The sequence below is a fragment of the Streptomyces sp. NPDC058257 genome (genome assembly GCF_042881845.1).
Classification (GTDB): domain Bacteria; phylum Actinomycetota; class Actinomycetes; order Streptomycetales; family Streptomycetaceae; genus Streptomyces.
Genome location: NZ_JBHVXJ010000009.1, coordinates 239,798 through 254,682 on the forward strand (window position 1 = coordinate 239,798; position 14,885 = coordinate 254,682).

The 14,885-nt window shown below is 69.2% G+C and carries 9 protein-coding genes; 2 read left to right on the top strand and 7 right to left on the bottom strand.

Annotation, left to right across the window (positions count from 1 at the left end):
* Positions 1 to 14: 14 nt before the first annotated feature.
* From ACFVXC_RS22925 to ACFVXC_RS22950, 6 genes are all read right to left on the bottom strand, one after another.
* Positions 15 to 938, bottom strand: a complete 924-nt coding sequence (locus ACFVXC_RS22925) for a thioesterase II family protein (RefSeq protein WP_389907879.1) — start codon at positions 936 to 938, stop codon at positions 15 to 17.
* Positions 935 to 2,386: an FkbM family methyltransferase gene (locus ACFVXC_RS22930; protein WP_389907881.1), complete on the bottom strand. Its 1,452-nt coding sequence runs from the start codon at positions 2,384 to 2,386 to the stop codon at positions 935 to 937. The genes ACFVXC_RS22925 and ACFVXC_RS22930 overlap by 4 nt, the downstream gene beginning before the upstream one ends.
* On the bottom strand, positions 2,383 to 3,633 hold the full coding sequence (locus ACFVXC_RS22935; RefSeq protein WP_389907883.1) for an alpha/beta fold hydrolase: 1,251 nt from the start codon (positions 3,631 to 3,633) through the stop codon (positions 2,383 to 2,385). Before ACFVXC_RS22935 ends, ACFVXC_RS22930 begins: the two co-directional genes overlap by 4 nt.
* 58 nt (positions 3,634 to 3,691) lie before the next feature.
* Positions 3,692 to 4,660 (bottom strand): chlorinating enzyme, encoded by a 969-nt coding sequence (locus tag ACFVXC_RS22940; protein ID WP_389907885.1) that lies wholly within the window; start codon positions 4,658 to 4,660, stop codon positions 3,692 to 3,694.
* Positions 4,657 to 6,501 (bottom strand): amino acid adenylation domain-containing protein, encoded by a 1,845-nt coding sequence (locus tag ACFVXC_RS22945; protein ID WP_389907887.1) that lies wholly within the window; start codon positions 6,499 to 6,501, stop codon positions 4,657 to 4,659. The genes ACFVXC_RS22940 and ACFVXC_RS22945 overlap by 4 nt, the downstream gene beginning before the upstream one ends.
* A 405-nt stretch (positions 6,502 to 6,906) precedes the next feature.
* Positions 6,907 to 8,622 (bottom strand): hypothetical protein, encoded by a 1,716-nt coding sequence (locus ACFVXC_RS22950; RefSeq protein WP_389907889.1) that lies wholly within the window; start codon positions 8,620 to 8,622, stop codon positions 6,907 to 6,909.
* Positions 8,623 to 9,415: 793 nt separating this feature from the next.
* On the opposite strand from ACFVXC_RS22950, the gene ACFVXC_RS22955 reads away from it, so the two are divergent.
* A complete protein-coding gene (locus tag ACFVXC_RS22955) occupies positions 9,416 to 10,528 on the top strand; it encodes an acetate/propionate family kinase (RefSeq protein WP_389907891.1) in 1,113 nt (370 codons plus the stop codon).
* Between the two features lie 109 nt (positions 10,529 to 10,637).
* Here the strand turns inward: ACFVXC_RS22955 and ACFVXC_RS22960 are convergent, their stop codons facing one another.
* Entirely contained in the window at positions 10,638 to 12,362 is a 1,725-nt protein-coding gene (locus tag ACFVXC_RS22960; RefSeq protein WP_389908077.1) for a PucR family transcriptional regulator, read from the bottom strand.
* A gap of 618 nt (positions 12,363 to 12,980) precedes the next feature.
* On the opposite strand from ACFVXC_RS22960, the gene dnaK reads away from it, so the two are divergent.
* A complete protein-coding gene (gene dnaK, locus ACFVXC_RS22965; protein ID WP_389907893.1) occupies positions 12,981 to 14,879 on the top strand; it encodes a molecular chaperone DnaK in 1,899 nt (632 codons plus the stop codon).
* The last annotated feature ends 6 nt before the right edge of the window (positions 14,880 to 14,885 follow it).

Sequence of the window (14,885 nt, forward strand, 5' to 3'; positions counted from 1 at the left end):
GGGGTAGGGCGATGTCAGGTGGTGTGGGTGCGGTGGGCGGCCGGCTCCGGCGGGTCCCACGCGGTCGTGACGCGCTCCGAATTCGCCGGCAGTTCGTCGTGCAGCAGCGTGAGGAAGCTCTTCGGGTGTTCATGGAGGGAGAAGTGGCCACCGGGCAGATGGTGCGTCCGCATGCCCAGCGGCGCGTATCGCCGCCAGCGGGCGACTGTCGCGGGGGGCGCCATGGAATCGTCGGCGGCGTCGAAAGCGGTGAGCGGTACCGGGAGGGGGCGCGGTTCGTGCTGCGGCCAGGTCCGGGCCAGTTCCAGGTCCGCGCGGAGCATCGGCTCCAGCAGCGCGAGCAGAGCGCGGTTGCGCAGGACCTCGGGGGGCGAGCCGGCCAGCGCGGCGAGAGCGGCGGTGAAACGTTCGCCGTGCAGCTCGTGGAGAGTGGGGTGCGGCGACGGCACGTCGGGGGCGCGGCAGCCGGCCAGGATCAGGCGTTCGGGAAGCCGCAGAACGGGCGGTGTGCCGGAAGGACTTGGGGCGCCGGGCGACGGCGACACCATGGACGGCGGGTCCGTGGACCGCGCCCGCGTCGTCAGTTCGTACGCGAGCATGCCGCCCAGGCTGTGGCCGAACAGAACATACGGCGGTGGTATCTCCCGGGCCAGTGCGTCGGCCACCTCATTCACCAGCGTCGTCCACGAGGTGTACGGGCGTTCCCGGATGCGGCTCTCGCGGCCGGGCAGCCGTACGGTGACGAGCTCCACATGCGCGGGAAGGCTCATCGGCCAGTTCCGGAACACCGAGGGGCCGCCGCCGGCGTGCGGCAGGCATACGAGTCGCAGGGCGGCGTGCGGGCGCGGCCGGGGCCGTTGTATGAGGCCGCTCGGCGAAGGCGGGTACGGCGGCCCCGGTCCGTCCGAGGCGGGTGGCGGCACGGCGGCGGTCGTCATGACGTGCCGGGGTGGTCGGGGTCCGGTGCGCCTGTCGCGTCGATCGCGGCGGCGAGTTCCGCGAAGCTGTCGGCGGTGAAGACGGTGTCCGGTGCTAGGACATCCTCCCCGAGCCGGGCCTCCAGCTGTGTCAGCAGGCGGACCGCGGTGAGGGAGTTCCCGCCGAGCGCGAAGAAGTTGGCGTCGGGGCGCACGCTGCCGGGGCCGAAGATGTCCGTCCAGATCTCGGCGAGTACGGCGGTACCGGGTCCGGAAGGCAGCCGCGGCGGGCCGCCGTCGCCCGGGGCGGGCGCGACCCTGCGGGCCTCTTCGAGATCGGCCACGACGGCGAAGCGCCCGGGCACGGCTTGGCCGGGGGTGCTCCGGGCGGCGAGGTCCCGGAGTTCGCGTTCCAGGACCCGCAGGGTGGGGCCGCCGGGTCGGCAGACGGCGTTCGACGCCGCGGGCGGCAGGCGCCGGGAGCGACGGTGCGTCGCGTAGGCGTAGACATTGTGACAGGGAGTCAGTACGAGCCGGGGGTCCTGGTCGTGGGCGACCTCGAAGCCTCGCCCCCGCAGCAGTGAGACGAGCTCCCGCAATCGTCCGTCGAGGTCGTGCACTTCCATCGCGATGCGGTCGATGCGGTTCCACGACTCCTCGTCGATCCCTGCCAGAACCTCGGCCTCGGCCTTCTCGACGTCGATCTTCAGCAGGTCGATCCGCTCGAGGCGCTGTTCGGCGATCACCCGCGTGAGGGTGCTGACGGCACAGCGGCGGGTCTCGGCAGCCATCCGTTCGGCGGCGAGCCTGCCAAGGCCCGGGCCCTGGGCCGCCTCGTCGCCGGTGACGAGGTAGCGCCGCAGTACCTCGATGTCCTCGTCGGGCCGCGCGAAGCGGCCGGACATCACGCTGTTGCCGGGGTAGTAGGTGAAGTCGCTCTCGCCCGTGACGCTGCCCAGGGCGCAGTTCAGTACGGTGACGTCAAGGCCGTACAACTCGGCGTTGAGTGCGACGGCCGAAGCGAGCTCGGCGACGGGCTCCACGGCGATGATCCGGGCGCCGGGGCCGGCCAGGCCTACGCGGAGGGTGAACATGCCGATGTTGGCTCCGACGTCCAGCACGACAGCCCGCTCCGGCAGGGTGACGCCGTGTCGCAGATAGGCGTTGTCGGTGAAGATCTCGCGGTACAGGAAGTCGGTCTCCGTGCGGCTGACTCCTGCGACACGGAGGTCATCCGCCGGTTCGTGCCAGCCGAGCCGCTCCGCCCCCTGTCCCAGCCTCCCGGCCGCCTCCAGTGCGGCGGCCCGGTGCAGGAGCGCGGCGCCGTCCGGGTCGGGCAGCAGACAGACGGTACGGTCCGGGGTCCCCAGGACATCGGCGTCCAGGACGGCGGGGTGGGTACGGAAAGCCGCTGCCAGGGCCCGGTCCGCGCCGGCGGCCGGTGCGACGGGGGCGGTCAGGTCGGTCATGCGTCCCTCTCGGTCGTCTCACGGAGGTCCAGGATGAAGTCCGACAAGAGGCGTACGAGTCCGGGTTCCGCGCCGAAGGCCGTCAGGTGGTCCCCGTGCGGCATCATCCGCAGCGTCGCGCACGGCAGACGCGCGGCGACCTGAACGGACCCCTCTGGGTGGGCGGTTGTGTCCTGTTCGCTGGATACGACGAGCGTCGGCTGCCGCACTTCCTTGAGCAGCGGACGGCAGTCCGTGCCCATGATGACGCCGTTGAGCAGCCCGTAGCGGTACATCAACTCCGGTGAGGCGTAGGGGTGGAGAAGGTGGTGCGCGACATCGGGACGCAGCGCGTCCAGGGTTCGTGGCCCGCGCATCATCCGATGCAGTCCCTCGGCATGCCGCGGGCTGCGGCCAGCCATCGCCAATAGGCCCCCGATGTCGTGCTGGTGGGTCGTCTTGGGGGCGTCGCCGCCGAGTTCGTAGTCGCCGTGCCACAGGCTGAGCGAGGTCACCCGGGGCGAGACCGCGGCGGCTGCCAGCGCGATGGCCGCCCCGCCGCACAAACCCATGACGTGTGCCTCGCCGATGCCGAAACCGTCGAGGACGGCAAGCACGTCGGCCGCCTGCGCGGCGAGGTCATGACCGTTCAGGGCGGGCAGCCCCGGGCCGTCCCCGGCGGCGAACATGCCACGGCTCTCCCAGGTCACCACCCGACAGGTCCCGGACAGCGCCCGCAGCCAGGGGACCGCGAGACCGACGGGCATGCCGCAGGCCATCACCATCACCACGGTCGGCGCGTCCGCCCCGTCGGCCGAGTAGCCGCGCAGCGGGGTGCCGTCGTGGGCGAGCAGCGGGACGGGCCGGCCCGGCGGAGCGGCGTGCAGGATCCGCACGGCGTCATCCACCGCGAGGGCGTCCGCGCGGACCACCGTCTCCGGTGGCACCGTGCCGAGGGCGCGGGCCAGCCGCCTGCTGACGGCGAGTTCCACGGACCACAGCTCGTCGCAGGGCGCGACGATGGTGAGCGCGGGTACGCGCAGCCGTGCGGCGAGCGCGTCGAGCGCCGTCTGCAGTGCCTGCACGGAGCCGGGGCCCAGCTCCGGGGGCGGCGTCACACGCAACCGCTCGGAGACGGTGCCCAGGAGCGGCTCCAGATCGAGCAGGGCGGCGGCGAGTTCGTGCAGCAGGGCAGCGTCGGTGCTCTCCGGCGACGGGGTCCGCGCCGCGCCGGGCATGGTGTCCGGTATCTCTGGCATCTCCGGCATGGTCGATTCGCCTCCCTCGCCCCGGGCCCGCGACCGCGTGTACGTCGGTGCGGGCCCCTCAGACCGCGTCCGGGCCCCGGAACGGGCGACCGCGCGTGGTGTGCGTCGCGATCCGGTTGTGGGTGCCCGTGTTCTCACCGTTCCCGCCGTTCTCGCCGTGGACCAGGACCGCGCCGTAGCGGTCGAGGCTCACTCGCCCCCCGTACTCCTCGATGGCGTCCGTACCGGGGTAGATCTGCACGGAGGCGGGGACATAGCGGGAGGCGAAACCCATCCGCATGTCGCGGCTCCGGCCGCTGTGCGGGTGGGAGGCGTGCATCAGGGTGGACCAGAAGACGATGAACTGGCCGGCCCGCATATCCATGTTCACGGCCATCGACTCGTCGGGCGTCCAGTCCTCGTCGATCTGCAGCTCGCGGTAGTCGTAGCCGAAGAAGCCGCGGCGTGTGCCGCCCTTCTCCACGGAGTTGACCTTGTCGGGGACGTAGTGCATGCGCTTGGTCTCGTCGTAGAACATGGTGCGGTGGGTACCGGGGATGAACTGGAGACACCCCATGTCCACGCTCGCTTCGGTGAAGGCGCACCAGACGGTGATCGTGCCGCCGAAGTCGGAGCCGTCCGGCCACTGGATCTGCGGGGTGCCCGAGGCGTTGGCGAAGGTGTCGGCCTGGTGCCAGTCGGTTCCCTCGTCGCCCGGGTACTTCGGGAAGAACTCGGTACGCCAGCACAGCACGTCAGGCCCGAGGATGCGGCTGACCCGGTCCACGATCTCCGGCCTGGTGATGTGGGCGGCCAGGAAGTCCGAGTCGAGATGCCGGTCGTAGTTGGCGATGTTGGTGGTGCCGGACACCGCGGCCTCGTCCCGGTAGACGGCGTCCTTGCGGTCCAGCAGCCGCAGCCGTTCGTGCCGCCAGATGTCTTTGATCTCGTCTGGTTCGTAGAGCGTGAACGGGCCCGCGTATCCACGTGCGTGGAAGTCCGCCAGCTGTTGTGCGTCGAGGGCGAAGCCCGCTGCCTGCGAAGTCATCCGAACTCCTCGGTTCGTGGGAGGGGGCTGCCGGGTGCGGCGGCGTCCACGTGGGAGGCGAGGCCGCGTACCGTCGCTCCCTCGATCAGCACGGTGATGTCGAGGTCTGTGCCAAACGCGGTGTTCACCTGTTCGAACATCCGCAGAAGAGTCAGCGAGGTGCCGCCGAGGTCGAAGAATTCAGTGTCGGGGCCGACTTCCTCGGCACCGACGTCGAGGACGGATCGCCAGATCGCGGTGACGCGCGCCCGCGTCGTCCTGGAATCCGCGGCGCCGGCGTCCGTGCTGCCGGTGCCCGGCCTGGGCGCGCCGGGCTCGGGCCGGTGGCCTTCCTGGTCCAGGGCGCGCAGCGCGACGCGGTCGGCCTTGCCCTGAGGAGTGAGCGGCAGCGTCTCCAACTGCTCGTACGCGGAGGGCCGCAGGTGGACGGGCAGGCTGCGGGCCAGGTCGCGCAGTTGGGCGGCGAGCTTCTCCGACGCGCCGTTGACGGACGCTTCGGCGGGGACGACATAGGCGATCAGCCGGACGTCGTCCTCCCCGTAGTCGCGGGGCAGCACCACGACGGACGCCACCAGGGGATGCCTGCCGAGCAGGGCCTCCACTTCCCCGGGTTCGACCCGGAAGCCCCGGATCTTGATCTGGTCGTCGGTGCGCCCCAGATAGCCGTACTGCCCGTCGTCGAGGCGGACCACGCGGTCTCCGGTGCGGAGGGTTTGGTGCGGGTTCGTGGGGTCGCCGGGCAGGGTCCGTAAGGAGAAACGTTCCTCCGTCAGTTCCGGGCGATCGAGGTATCCCTCGGCCACCCCGGGCCCCTCGATGTACAGCTCCCCCGGCTGCCCGTCGGGGACCGGCTCGCCGTCCGGGTCCCGCACCTGGAACGTGAGGTCCGGCAGCGGGACGCCGATGGGGCTTGGACCGCCCGCGTCGAGATCCGCCCGCAGCAGGCGCCGGTAGGAGGCGTGCACGGTGGCCTCGGTGATGCCGTACATGTTGACCAGCATCGGCCGGTCGTCGCCGTGCCGGTCGACCCAGTCGCGCAGCGTCGCGGGGTCGAGTCGCTCGCCGCCGAGCACGACCGTACGCAGGCAGTCCAGCGGGAAGGGAGATCGCACGTCCACCGCGGCCAGCCGCCGGAACGCGGCCGGCGTCTGGTTGAGGACCGTGACCCTCTCGGAATGCAGCAGTTCGTGGAAGGCGGCGGGGGCGCGGGCGGTGTCGCGCGGGACGACGACCAGCCGTCCGCCGTGCAGCAGGGCGCCCCAGATCTCCCACACGGAGAAGTCGAACGAGGCCGAGTGGAAGAGCGTCCACACGTCGTCGGGCCCGAACCCGAACCACCCCTGGGTCACCGAGAAGAGGCGCGTGACCTCCTGGTGCCCGACCAGGACGCCCTTGGGCTCCCCCGTGGATCCCGACGTGTAGATGACGTAGGCGGGACCCGCGCCGCTCGGGCGTACCGCGTCGGGCCGGGTCGCTCCGCTCGCGGGCAGCAGGTCCAGGCGGACGGTTCGCACGTCGAGGCCGGTGAACGCCGAGGCGAGGTCCGAGGTGGTCACGACGACCGCCGACGCGCTGTCGCCGACGGTCCACCGTGCGCGCTCGGCGGGATAGTCCGGGTCGATGGGCACATAAGCCGCACCGCATTTGAGAATTCCGAGCAGACCCGCCACTGTCCCGGACCCACGGGCGACGTACAAGCCCACACGACTGCCCGCCGCGACACCGGAGGACTGCAGCGCACCGGCGATCACATCGGATGTCGCGTCGAGTTCCCGATAGGTCATTTCATTGTCGCCGTCGGTCACCGCGATGCGGTCCGGGTACTTTCGGACTACGGCCACGAACAGATCGGACAGGGAAAACTCCGGACCCTCAGATGAAGTTCCGCCGACCGCTGCGCCGTCGGCCACGACTTGCGCTGCTGGTTGCACTCACGTGCCCCCTCAAGAGAATTCGGAATGCGGTAACGGATAACACAGAATATTACGAGGCATTACGAGCGACTTGATTGGCGCGAGCTGTCAAACGAGGCTGACATTTCCTACGGTCGAGCGTCAACCCCTCACTGACAGCCAGTCAGGGTTGGCCGGTACCGGTTGAAATGCATTGCTCGGGAATCGCAATGGCTTCAGGAGCCCCTCGTGAATCCCGCCGAATCCGGCCGGTCCGGCCGGGCATCAACGGTCCCCCGAGCCGGGCGGCCGCGGTCCGGGACGCCTCACCCGCGCCGACGCAGTCGGCCGCGGTCATCCGCGGCCGCGCAGGACGGTGCCCACCAGCCCCTCGTCGTACAGGTGTTCCTCCAGCGCCAGGACGGCCTCCGCGGCCTCCTGTGGCTCCTGACACGCGACCGCGATCAGACCCCACCGGGACGGCACCGAGGTGATCACCCGGGTGTAGTGCCCGGTGTCCACGGCGGCGACGGCGGCTTTCAGCCGTCGCAGATCCGTTCCCGCGGTGGGCCGGACCACCTTCGTCGCCGCGTGGACGCCCGCGCCACGTGCCTCGCGCGCCTCCCGGAGGAAAGCCCGGACGTACTCGGCGCCGTTGGACGACAGATTCAGGTCCTGCATGCCCACCACGGGCCGCTCGCCGAACCGTCCGCCGATCCGGGCGATCGCGAAGTCGACCCCGCCCTTGATGAAACCGAGGCTCCGGCCGTTGCCCTCGAAAGCGCCAAGGAGGTCCCGCATCCCCTCCCGCACGAACCGGAACTGCTCCACCGTGACGCCGAGGTTCCGACAGGTGTGCTCGTCGATGAAGACGCTGCCCTCCCAGACACTGCCGCGGGTGATCTGGATCGTCGCCCCGTCGGCCAGCCTCCCGGCGACGACATGGGCGGACGGCGCGAGGATGAAGTCGTATCCGTCGATCGCGTGCCGCAGATAGTCGGTGTGCGCCTCCAGGACGTAGTCCTCCTCAGTCTCCATCGCCTGGCGCGCCAGCGCCCCCAACGCCTCGTCGTCGTCCAGCGGGACGGCGGTGCGAATCCTGCTGCCGGTCAGCCCCGTCGCCGGTTTGAAGCAGCCCAGGGGCAGGCCGTAGCGCTCGCGCAACAGCCGCGCCGCCCCCGCGACACGCGCCGTCACCTCGGCCGGTCCGGCTCCGGCCCGGCTGATCGAGTACCCGGGGACCCTCGGAAGCACGACGCCGAACTCGCGGTGGAACGCCGTCAGCCGTGACTCCGACGCGAGCAACTCGTACGGATCCGCCCGCCGACCGCCGTCGGCCAGCCCCTCGGCCTCTCCGACGGTGGGGTACAGCGTCGTCTTGTGGTTCCATCGCCGCCCGATCTCGGGGCCGTTGGCATCCACTCTCAGCCGGTCCTGGCCCACCGTGCGCCGCAGCCAGACCAGCAGGATCTGCGCCTCCAGGTCGAGCGCGAAGAGCCGGACCACGGCATGCGGAGCCTCACGCAGCCGGCTCACGATGCGGTGCAGGCCGGTCCGCTGTCCGGACTCGGCGTACCGCACGGCCTGGGTCAGCAGGGCATGCGTGAGGTAGTAGAACTCAAGGCCGGGAACCTCCACCGCTTCGGCCTCGCTCGTCGCGACCGCCTGCCGCCAGGGCTCGGTGCGACCGACGACGAGATCGCCGGGTCCTGCGAGGTAGACCGCGCGGGCTTCGTTGTACGCCGCGAAGTCGTCCGGCGACGTGCCGTCGACGACATGTGCCAGATCCGCTTCATAGCACTTCTTCAGGCTGGTGGCCGCGCCGATGACGACGGCGGGCAGCTCGCCCCGCGCGGCTCCGAACGGCTCCAGTTCGACCTGTGCCGCCGTCGGCACCTCGGACAGGTCGAGGCCCAGCAACCGTTGGGAGACGGTCTGCAACTCATCCCTGGAGAGCACCACGGGACCGGTGCAGAAGCCCTCCCACGGCAAGGTCCGCCCGTCGGGGGCGACGACAGAGGCGGAAGCGCTGACGGACGTCGGGACGGAGGAGCTGGTAAATGCCTGCAACGTGGTCTCCTGACAAACGATGAGAGAGCGTGACCGGTAGGCAGTCAGGCCCGGTCCGGCTGGTACGCCCGACAAGAAGCAGAAGTGCTGACGACGAGTCGGCACCCGTATCCGTCAACGACCCGAGGCCCTGTCGGTATGGGTGTTCCGCATTTCTGACGACCCTCGCCCACTTCGACAGAAACCCCTCCCGAAGAGCGTGATGAGCGGGTTGAATTCGGAATCGACGGGAAACCCTCAACTTTCGACCGATCCGATCATGAAGAAGGCTCCCGATCGAGCGCCGTGCACCAGAACCACTTTGAGCCATTCAGGGCCCGGGACTTCCAGAACGGCTCCGCCACGCAACCGAGTTCTGAGTTCCACCGGCCGGACCATACCCACCACCGGTCGGGAGAACCACGTGCCGCTGTCTGCTTGTACGACGCGCGTACGGTCCGCCACTTCGCACGACCGGGGAATGACGTGATGACGACCGCACAGGCCTCGGCACTCCTGCTCGGCTGTCGATCCGGGGGTGGGTAGTTGGTGTGCGGGGTTGGGTGCGAGCTGCGGGACTGCCCCTCTGTTCCGTTGCCCTACCTCGGCTGTAGCGGTGATTGGAAGTCGCCAGTGTGTCGAGCGCCCTGCTGATCGCCACGCCGGATTGTGCTGGTCTGTTGGCTCGCTCAGCGGAGCGTTCTGTTTCCATCGCGGTCGGATCGGGTACCCAGTTCCGGGGCGTGGAAGCCCGTTACGAAAGTCATAAAACCTCTTTCGAAGTATGTTGCGGAACGAGGGAGAGGATCGGTGTGTGCGCACACGAACCAGCCCGGTACTGGTGGCCGACGCGGGGTCATCGAGTCTGCGTCTGACCGTCTTCGGGGACGGTGGTCAAGTCCTCAACGAACACCACAGTGACTCTCCGCCTGGCGAGGGGGCAACCGGATCGCTGCGGCAGTTGCTCAAGGAAGGGCCGGCTCCTGCAGCTGTGGGTCACCGCATCGTCCACGGCGGATCGGAGCTGCGCAGCCACACTCTGCTCGACGAGTATGTGCGTGCCCGCTTGGACCGGGTGGCAGACCTCGCGCCCTTGCACGTCCCGCAAGCACTGACCGTTGTGGACGCGGCTCGGGATCTGCTGCCGGTAGTTCCGCACGTCGCCTGCTTCGACACCGTCTTCCACGCCGGCTTACCAGTCGCCGCACGGGAGTACGCGGTACCTTCCAGCTGGCGCGACGCGTACGGACTGCGCCGCTACGGCTTCCACGGCCTGTCCTACGCCTGGGCGCTGGCCCGCACCGCTGAACTCCTCGGTCGCCGTCCCGAGCAGCTGCACCTGGTGATCGTGCACCTTGGCGGGGGCTGCTCCGCCTGCGCGGTGCGTGATGGGAGCAGTGTCGACACAACGATGGGCTTTACGCCCTTGGAGGGTCTGGTGATGAGTCATCGCAGCGGCAGCGTCGACCCTGGCGCCCTGACCTGGCTGCTCACACGGAAGAATGTGTCTGCGAACGAGATCGAGGACGCTCTGAACCACAGGTCCGGTCTGCTGGCCCTCTCCGGCACTTCGGACGACACGCGCGACTTGGTCCGCAGCCGGGCTGGAGGCGACGAGCGTGCCGCACTCGCCCTTGACGTCTTCACCCACCAGTGCCGTCGCGGCATCGCCGGCATGGCCGCATCATTGAGCCGTCTGGACGCTCTCGTTTTCACCGGCGAGATCGGCGAGGACCAGCCTGAGGTGCGTGAGGAGGTGTGCGCCGGGCTGTCTGTGTTCGGCCTCACGGGCGGCCTGCGACCACTGGTCGCCGAACGTCCCGAAATCATCAGCGAGCCCGGCGCGCGAGTTCCCGTCGTGGTCGTCCCCACCGGAGAGGCTCAGCAGATCAACGTGGAGACCCGGGCTCTCTTGGCTCTCCGCTGAGGCGGGCCGACGACACCGTCATGTCGGCATCCGGAGACCACGTACATGGCCTGACGCTTGCGCACGTACATGGTCTGACGCTTGCGAGGGATGTCTCTTGCACGAGGCATCAGCCGGATCCGCCCAGCACGATCTTCCACACTCGGGTCGCCACCTGGAGGTTGAGCCGGTCTTCGACGTTCGCGAGGTCGTTGCCGCTGATGTCGCGGATGCGCTGGAGCCTATAGCGCAGTGTGCTGCGATGGATCGCGAGGGATGCGGCGGTCTCGTCGTAGTTTCCGCCGCAGTCGAAGTACCGGGCCAGGGTCTCCACCATGGCCGCGTGGTGTCGGGTGTCGTAGTCCATGAGTTGCCCGAGCCACTCGTGGACGAACGCCTCCAGTTCCCGGTGGTCGTTGCCAGGTCCCAGGATGCGGTAGAGGCCGAGGTCGTCGAAGAACGTCATGCCGTATCGCTTGCGGGAGTGGCGGCGCACTTCCAGGGCGCGCTGCGCCTCCTGGTAGCGCCGGGGGATTTCATTCGGAGAGTCGCACGGGGCGCTCACTCCGATCGTCCCGGACGCAGTTCCCGTCTCCAGGGCGAGCGCCTCGTACAGCGCTCGGGCGTGCGGCCTGTCGTCAGCCACCAGGACCACGTGGTCGGAACGTCGGGTCAGCAGTGAGTGCATGCCCACGGCAGAGGCCGCCCGGCCCACGGTCTGCGCGAAGGAATCGTCCGAAGCTCGGTCCGACCACTGCACCACGACGATGTAATGGCTGCGGTGCAGGTCATGTCCGACTGCCTCGGACCGGGCGTAGGCGCTTTCCTCGTCCGTCCCTGCCAGCAGGTCGTCGACCAGCTCGCGGTGCAGCCTCAGCTCCACTTCTGCCAGGTTGCGCAGGTGCGCCAGCTCCAGGGCGAGCGACGTGGCGGCCTGCTCCAGCGCCAGTACGGTGTGCTTGTCCGCCTCGCCCTGGGGATCGACCAGAGCCAGTAGGCCCAGGATCTCGCCGTGCGGGCGGATCAGAGTGATCAGCCGGCCCTTGATCCGCGTCGGCCCGGCCTCCCGGGCGACGGCGTGCAGCAGTTCGTCCTGGCGTACGGGGTCTGGTTCCGGATAGGGGTCGGGCCGGCTGGGACCGGCCCAGGATCTCAGCCGACCGAAGCGGTCCTCGACCAGAGCGGGGAGTCCAGTCAGCCCGTGCAGTGCGCGGGTGACCGCTTCCTCGCCATCGTCCGAGGCGGCGACGTCGGCTATGAGTGTGTGAAGGGCCCGCCGGTACGCCAGTTCAGCTACGACGGCGATCAGCTGCTGCTGGAGAGCTGTGCGTTCCTCCCTGAGCCGGTGCAGCTCCAGGGCCTCCTCGCGGCGTCGGCGGTGTGCGACCGCGGCTGACAGCGCAGCAGCGGTGTGCTGGACGAGTGTGGCGAGCAGGGACTGCTGGGCTTCGGTGGGGCGGGAGCGGGACGTCACTACGAGGTAACCGTGGAGTCCCTCAAGGCCGCGCAGTCCCAAGGCTTCGCCCCGGGGCCTGCCGGGTACGGTCACCCGACCGTCCTGCCCGGCCAGCTCCCGTACTCTCCGGTCCACGGCCAAGGCGTGATCCTTCCGGTTCCTCGGGCTGGGGACGAGGTCACCGTCCGCTTCGAGGTAGCCGGCCTCGGCGCTGTACGGCCCGATGGCGGCTATGTCGTCCATGGCCAGGCGCAGGATCTCGCTTTCGTCCAGGGTGTCGAACAGGGTGCAGGACAGCACTGTGAGTTTGTGGAGGGCATGGTCGGCGGGGAGCTGAGCAGGTGGGTGGGGCTCTGCGCGCGCGGCTGCGGGGGGCCGCCGGGGGCTGTCCCGCGACATACTGCCCTCGCGGTCGGAGCGGCGGTACAGGTTGTGCGGCCGACTCCTGACCATGGGATCACTCCCGAGCTCTCAGGGGCGAGGCAAGCGTTTCGGCCACCCGCCCGCGTGCCATCCCGTGCGAAATGTTCGTATCTCACTCTAGTGCTCGTGGGGTGACTGGGCTCGTGCATCTTTGACCGGCCAGGCGCAGGCGCGAAACCACGCGACTCGCCATGCTGGGATGCGTTCGAAGTCCTCCGCGTGTAATTCCGTCAGGAGGCGCGGGGCGGCGGCGGAGCAGCATTACAGGCTGGCTGTCTTGTACGGGACGTACGGTCTTGCTGTTCGGGCTTGTGAACCGGCTCGGCCCCGTCGTCTTCAGTCTTGCTCCTCGCGCTTACGGACTGATCTTGAGAGTGCCGGTCATGGAGCTGTTCAGCTCATGCCCTTGCCCGCCCTGCTGGTGTGGCTGCCGGGGTCGTGCCTCGCTCCGCTCGACGAAGCAGAGCCGGTACGAGGTGGTCGCGGCGATGCAGTACGTGGCAGGCCGTGGACCACTCGCGGAGGTCCTATTCGTACCTGAACGAAAGTGAACCGGAGAAGCGGCACAGGCCGCAGCACCGGGAGGAGTTCCTCATGGCCAGGGCAGTGGGCATCGACCTGGGTACCACCAACTCGGTGATCGCCGTGTGGGAGGGCGGCGAGCCGTCTGTTGTACCCAACACCGAAGGCAACCGGACGACACCGTCCGTGGTGGCCTTCACCGACACCGGCGAGCGTCTGGTGGGCCAGATGGCCCGGCGCCAGGCGATCCTCAACCCCAAAGGCACCATCTACTCGGCCAAGCGATTCATAGGCCGGCACTTCGACGAGATCTCCGACGAGGCGAAAGCGGTGGCGTACGACGTCGTCGAGGGCGACGGCGGGGCGGCCCGCTTCGAGGTGCGCGACAAGCTTTACGCGCCTGAGGAGATCAGCGCACAGGTGCTGCGCAAACTCACTGACGACGCCTCCAAGCAGATGGGGGAGCGCGTCACGGAGGCGGTCATCACGGTGCCTGCCTACTTCAACGATGCCCAGCGCACCGCCACCAAGGATGCCGGTCGGATCGCGGGTCTGGAGGTGCTGCGGATCATCAACGAGCCGACGGCGGCAGCCCTCGCGTACGGCATGGACAAGAAGCAGCACGAGACCGTCCTGGTCTTCGACCTGGGTGGCGGCACCTTCGATGTGAGCATCCTCGACGTCGGCGACGGCGTGGTGGAGGTGCGTTCCACCGCCGGGGACAGCCACCTGGGCGGCGACGACTTCGACCGGCGTCTGGTGGACCATCTCGCAGACGGCTTTGAGAAAGAGAACGGCATCGACCTGCGTAATGACCCGCAGGCGCTGCAACGGCTGTTCGAGGCGGCGGAGAAGGCCAAGACTGAGCTCAGTTCGGTGACGCAGACGCAGGTCAGCCTGCCGTTCATCACCGCGGACGCCTCGGGCCCCAAGCACCTCACCGACTCGGTCATGCGGTCCACATTCGAGCAGATCACCGGTGACCTCGTGGAGCGGTGCCTGGGGCCGGTCCAGCAGGCGATGGCTGACGCCAAGGTCGGTGAGAGCGACATCGACGAGGTCATCCTCGTGGGCGGCTCCACACGCATACCGGCGGTTCAGGCCCTGGTCCGCCGGCTGACCGGCGGCAAGGAACCCAACATGAGCGTCAACCCCGACGAAGTCGTGGCCCTGGGCGCCGCGATCCAGGCCGGGGTGCTCAAGGGTGAGGTCAAGGACGTCCTGCTGCTCGATGTCACCCCCCTGTCGCTGGGCGTCGAGACGCGCGGCGGAGTGATGACGAAGATCATCGAGCGGAACACCACCATCCCGGTGCGGCGTACCGAGACGTTCTCCACTGCCGAGGACAACCAGCCGGCCGTCGATGTGGTGGTCCTCCAGGGTGAGCGCGAGCGTGCTGCCGACAACCGGGTGCTGGGCCGGTTCCAGCTCACCGACATCCGGCCGGCGCCGCGAGGCGAACCGCAGATCGAGGTCACCTTCGACATCGACGCCAACGGCATCCTCAATGTCAAGGCGCGCGACGGGGACACCGGCAAGGAACAGGGCATCACCATCAGTGAAAGCTCCAATCTGGACGGCAGCGAGGTCGAGCGCATGGTCCAGGAGGCCGAGCGCAACCAGGGCCAGGACCGAGAGCTCCGCGAGGCCGTAGATGCCCGCAACGAGCTAGACGCCGTCGCGTACCAGGTCGAGAAGCGCCTGGCCGAACTGGGTGACGCAACTCCCGCGCACGAGAAGGCACGCGCCGAGATGCTCGTCTCCGACGCCAGGGCGGCGGTCAAGGAAGACGCGGGCGTGGAACGCGTGCGGCCACTGACGTCCGAACTCCAGCAGGTCCTCGCCGGACTGGTTGCCCAGCAGGGTGCCACTGCCACGAGCGGCCCAGGCCAGGACGCCGCCACCGGCGGTCCCGCGAGCGGCAGCAACGGTGACGACGATGTCATCGACGCCGAGTTCGACAAGGACTGACGCCGC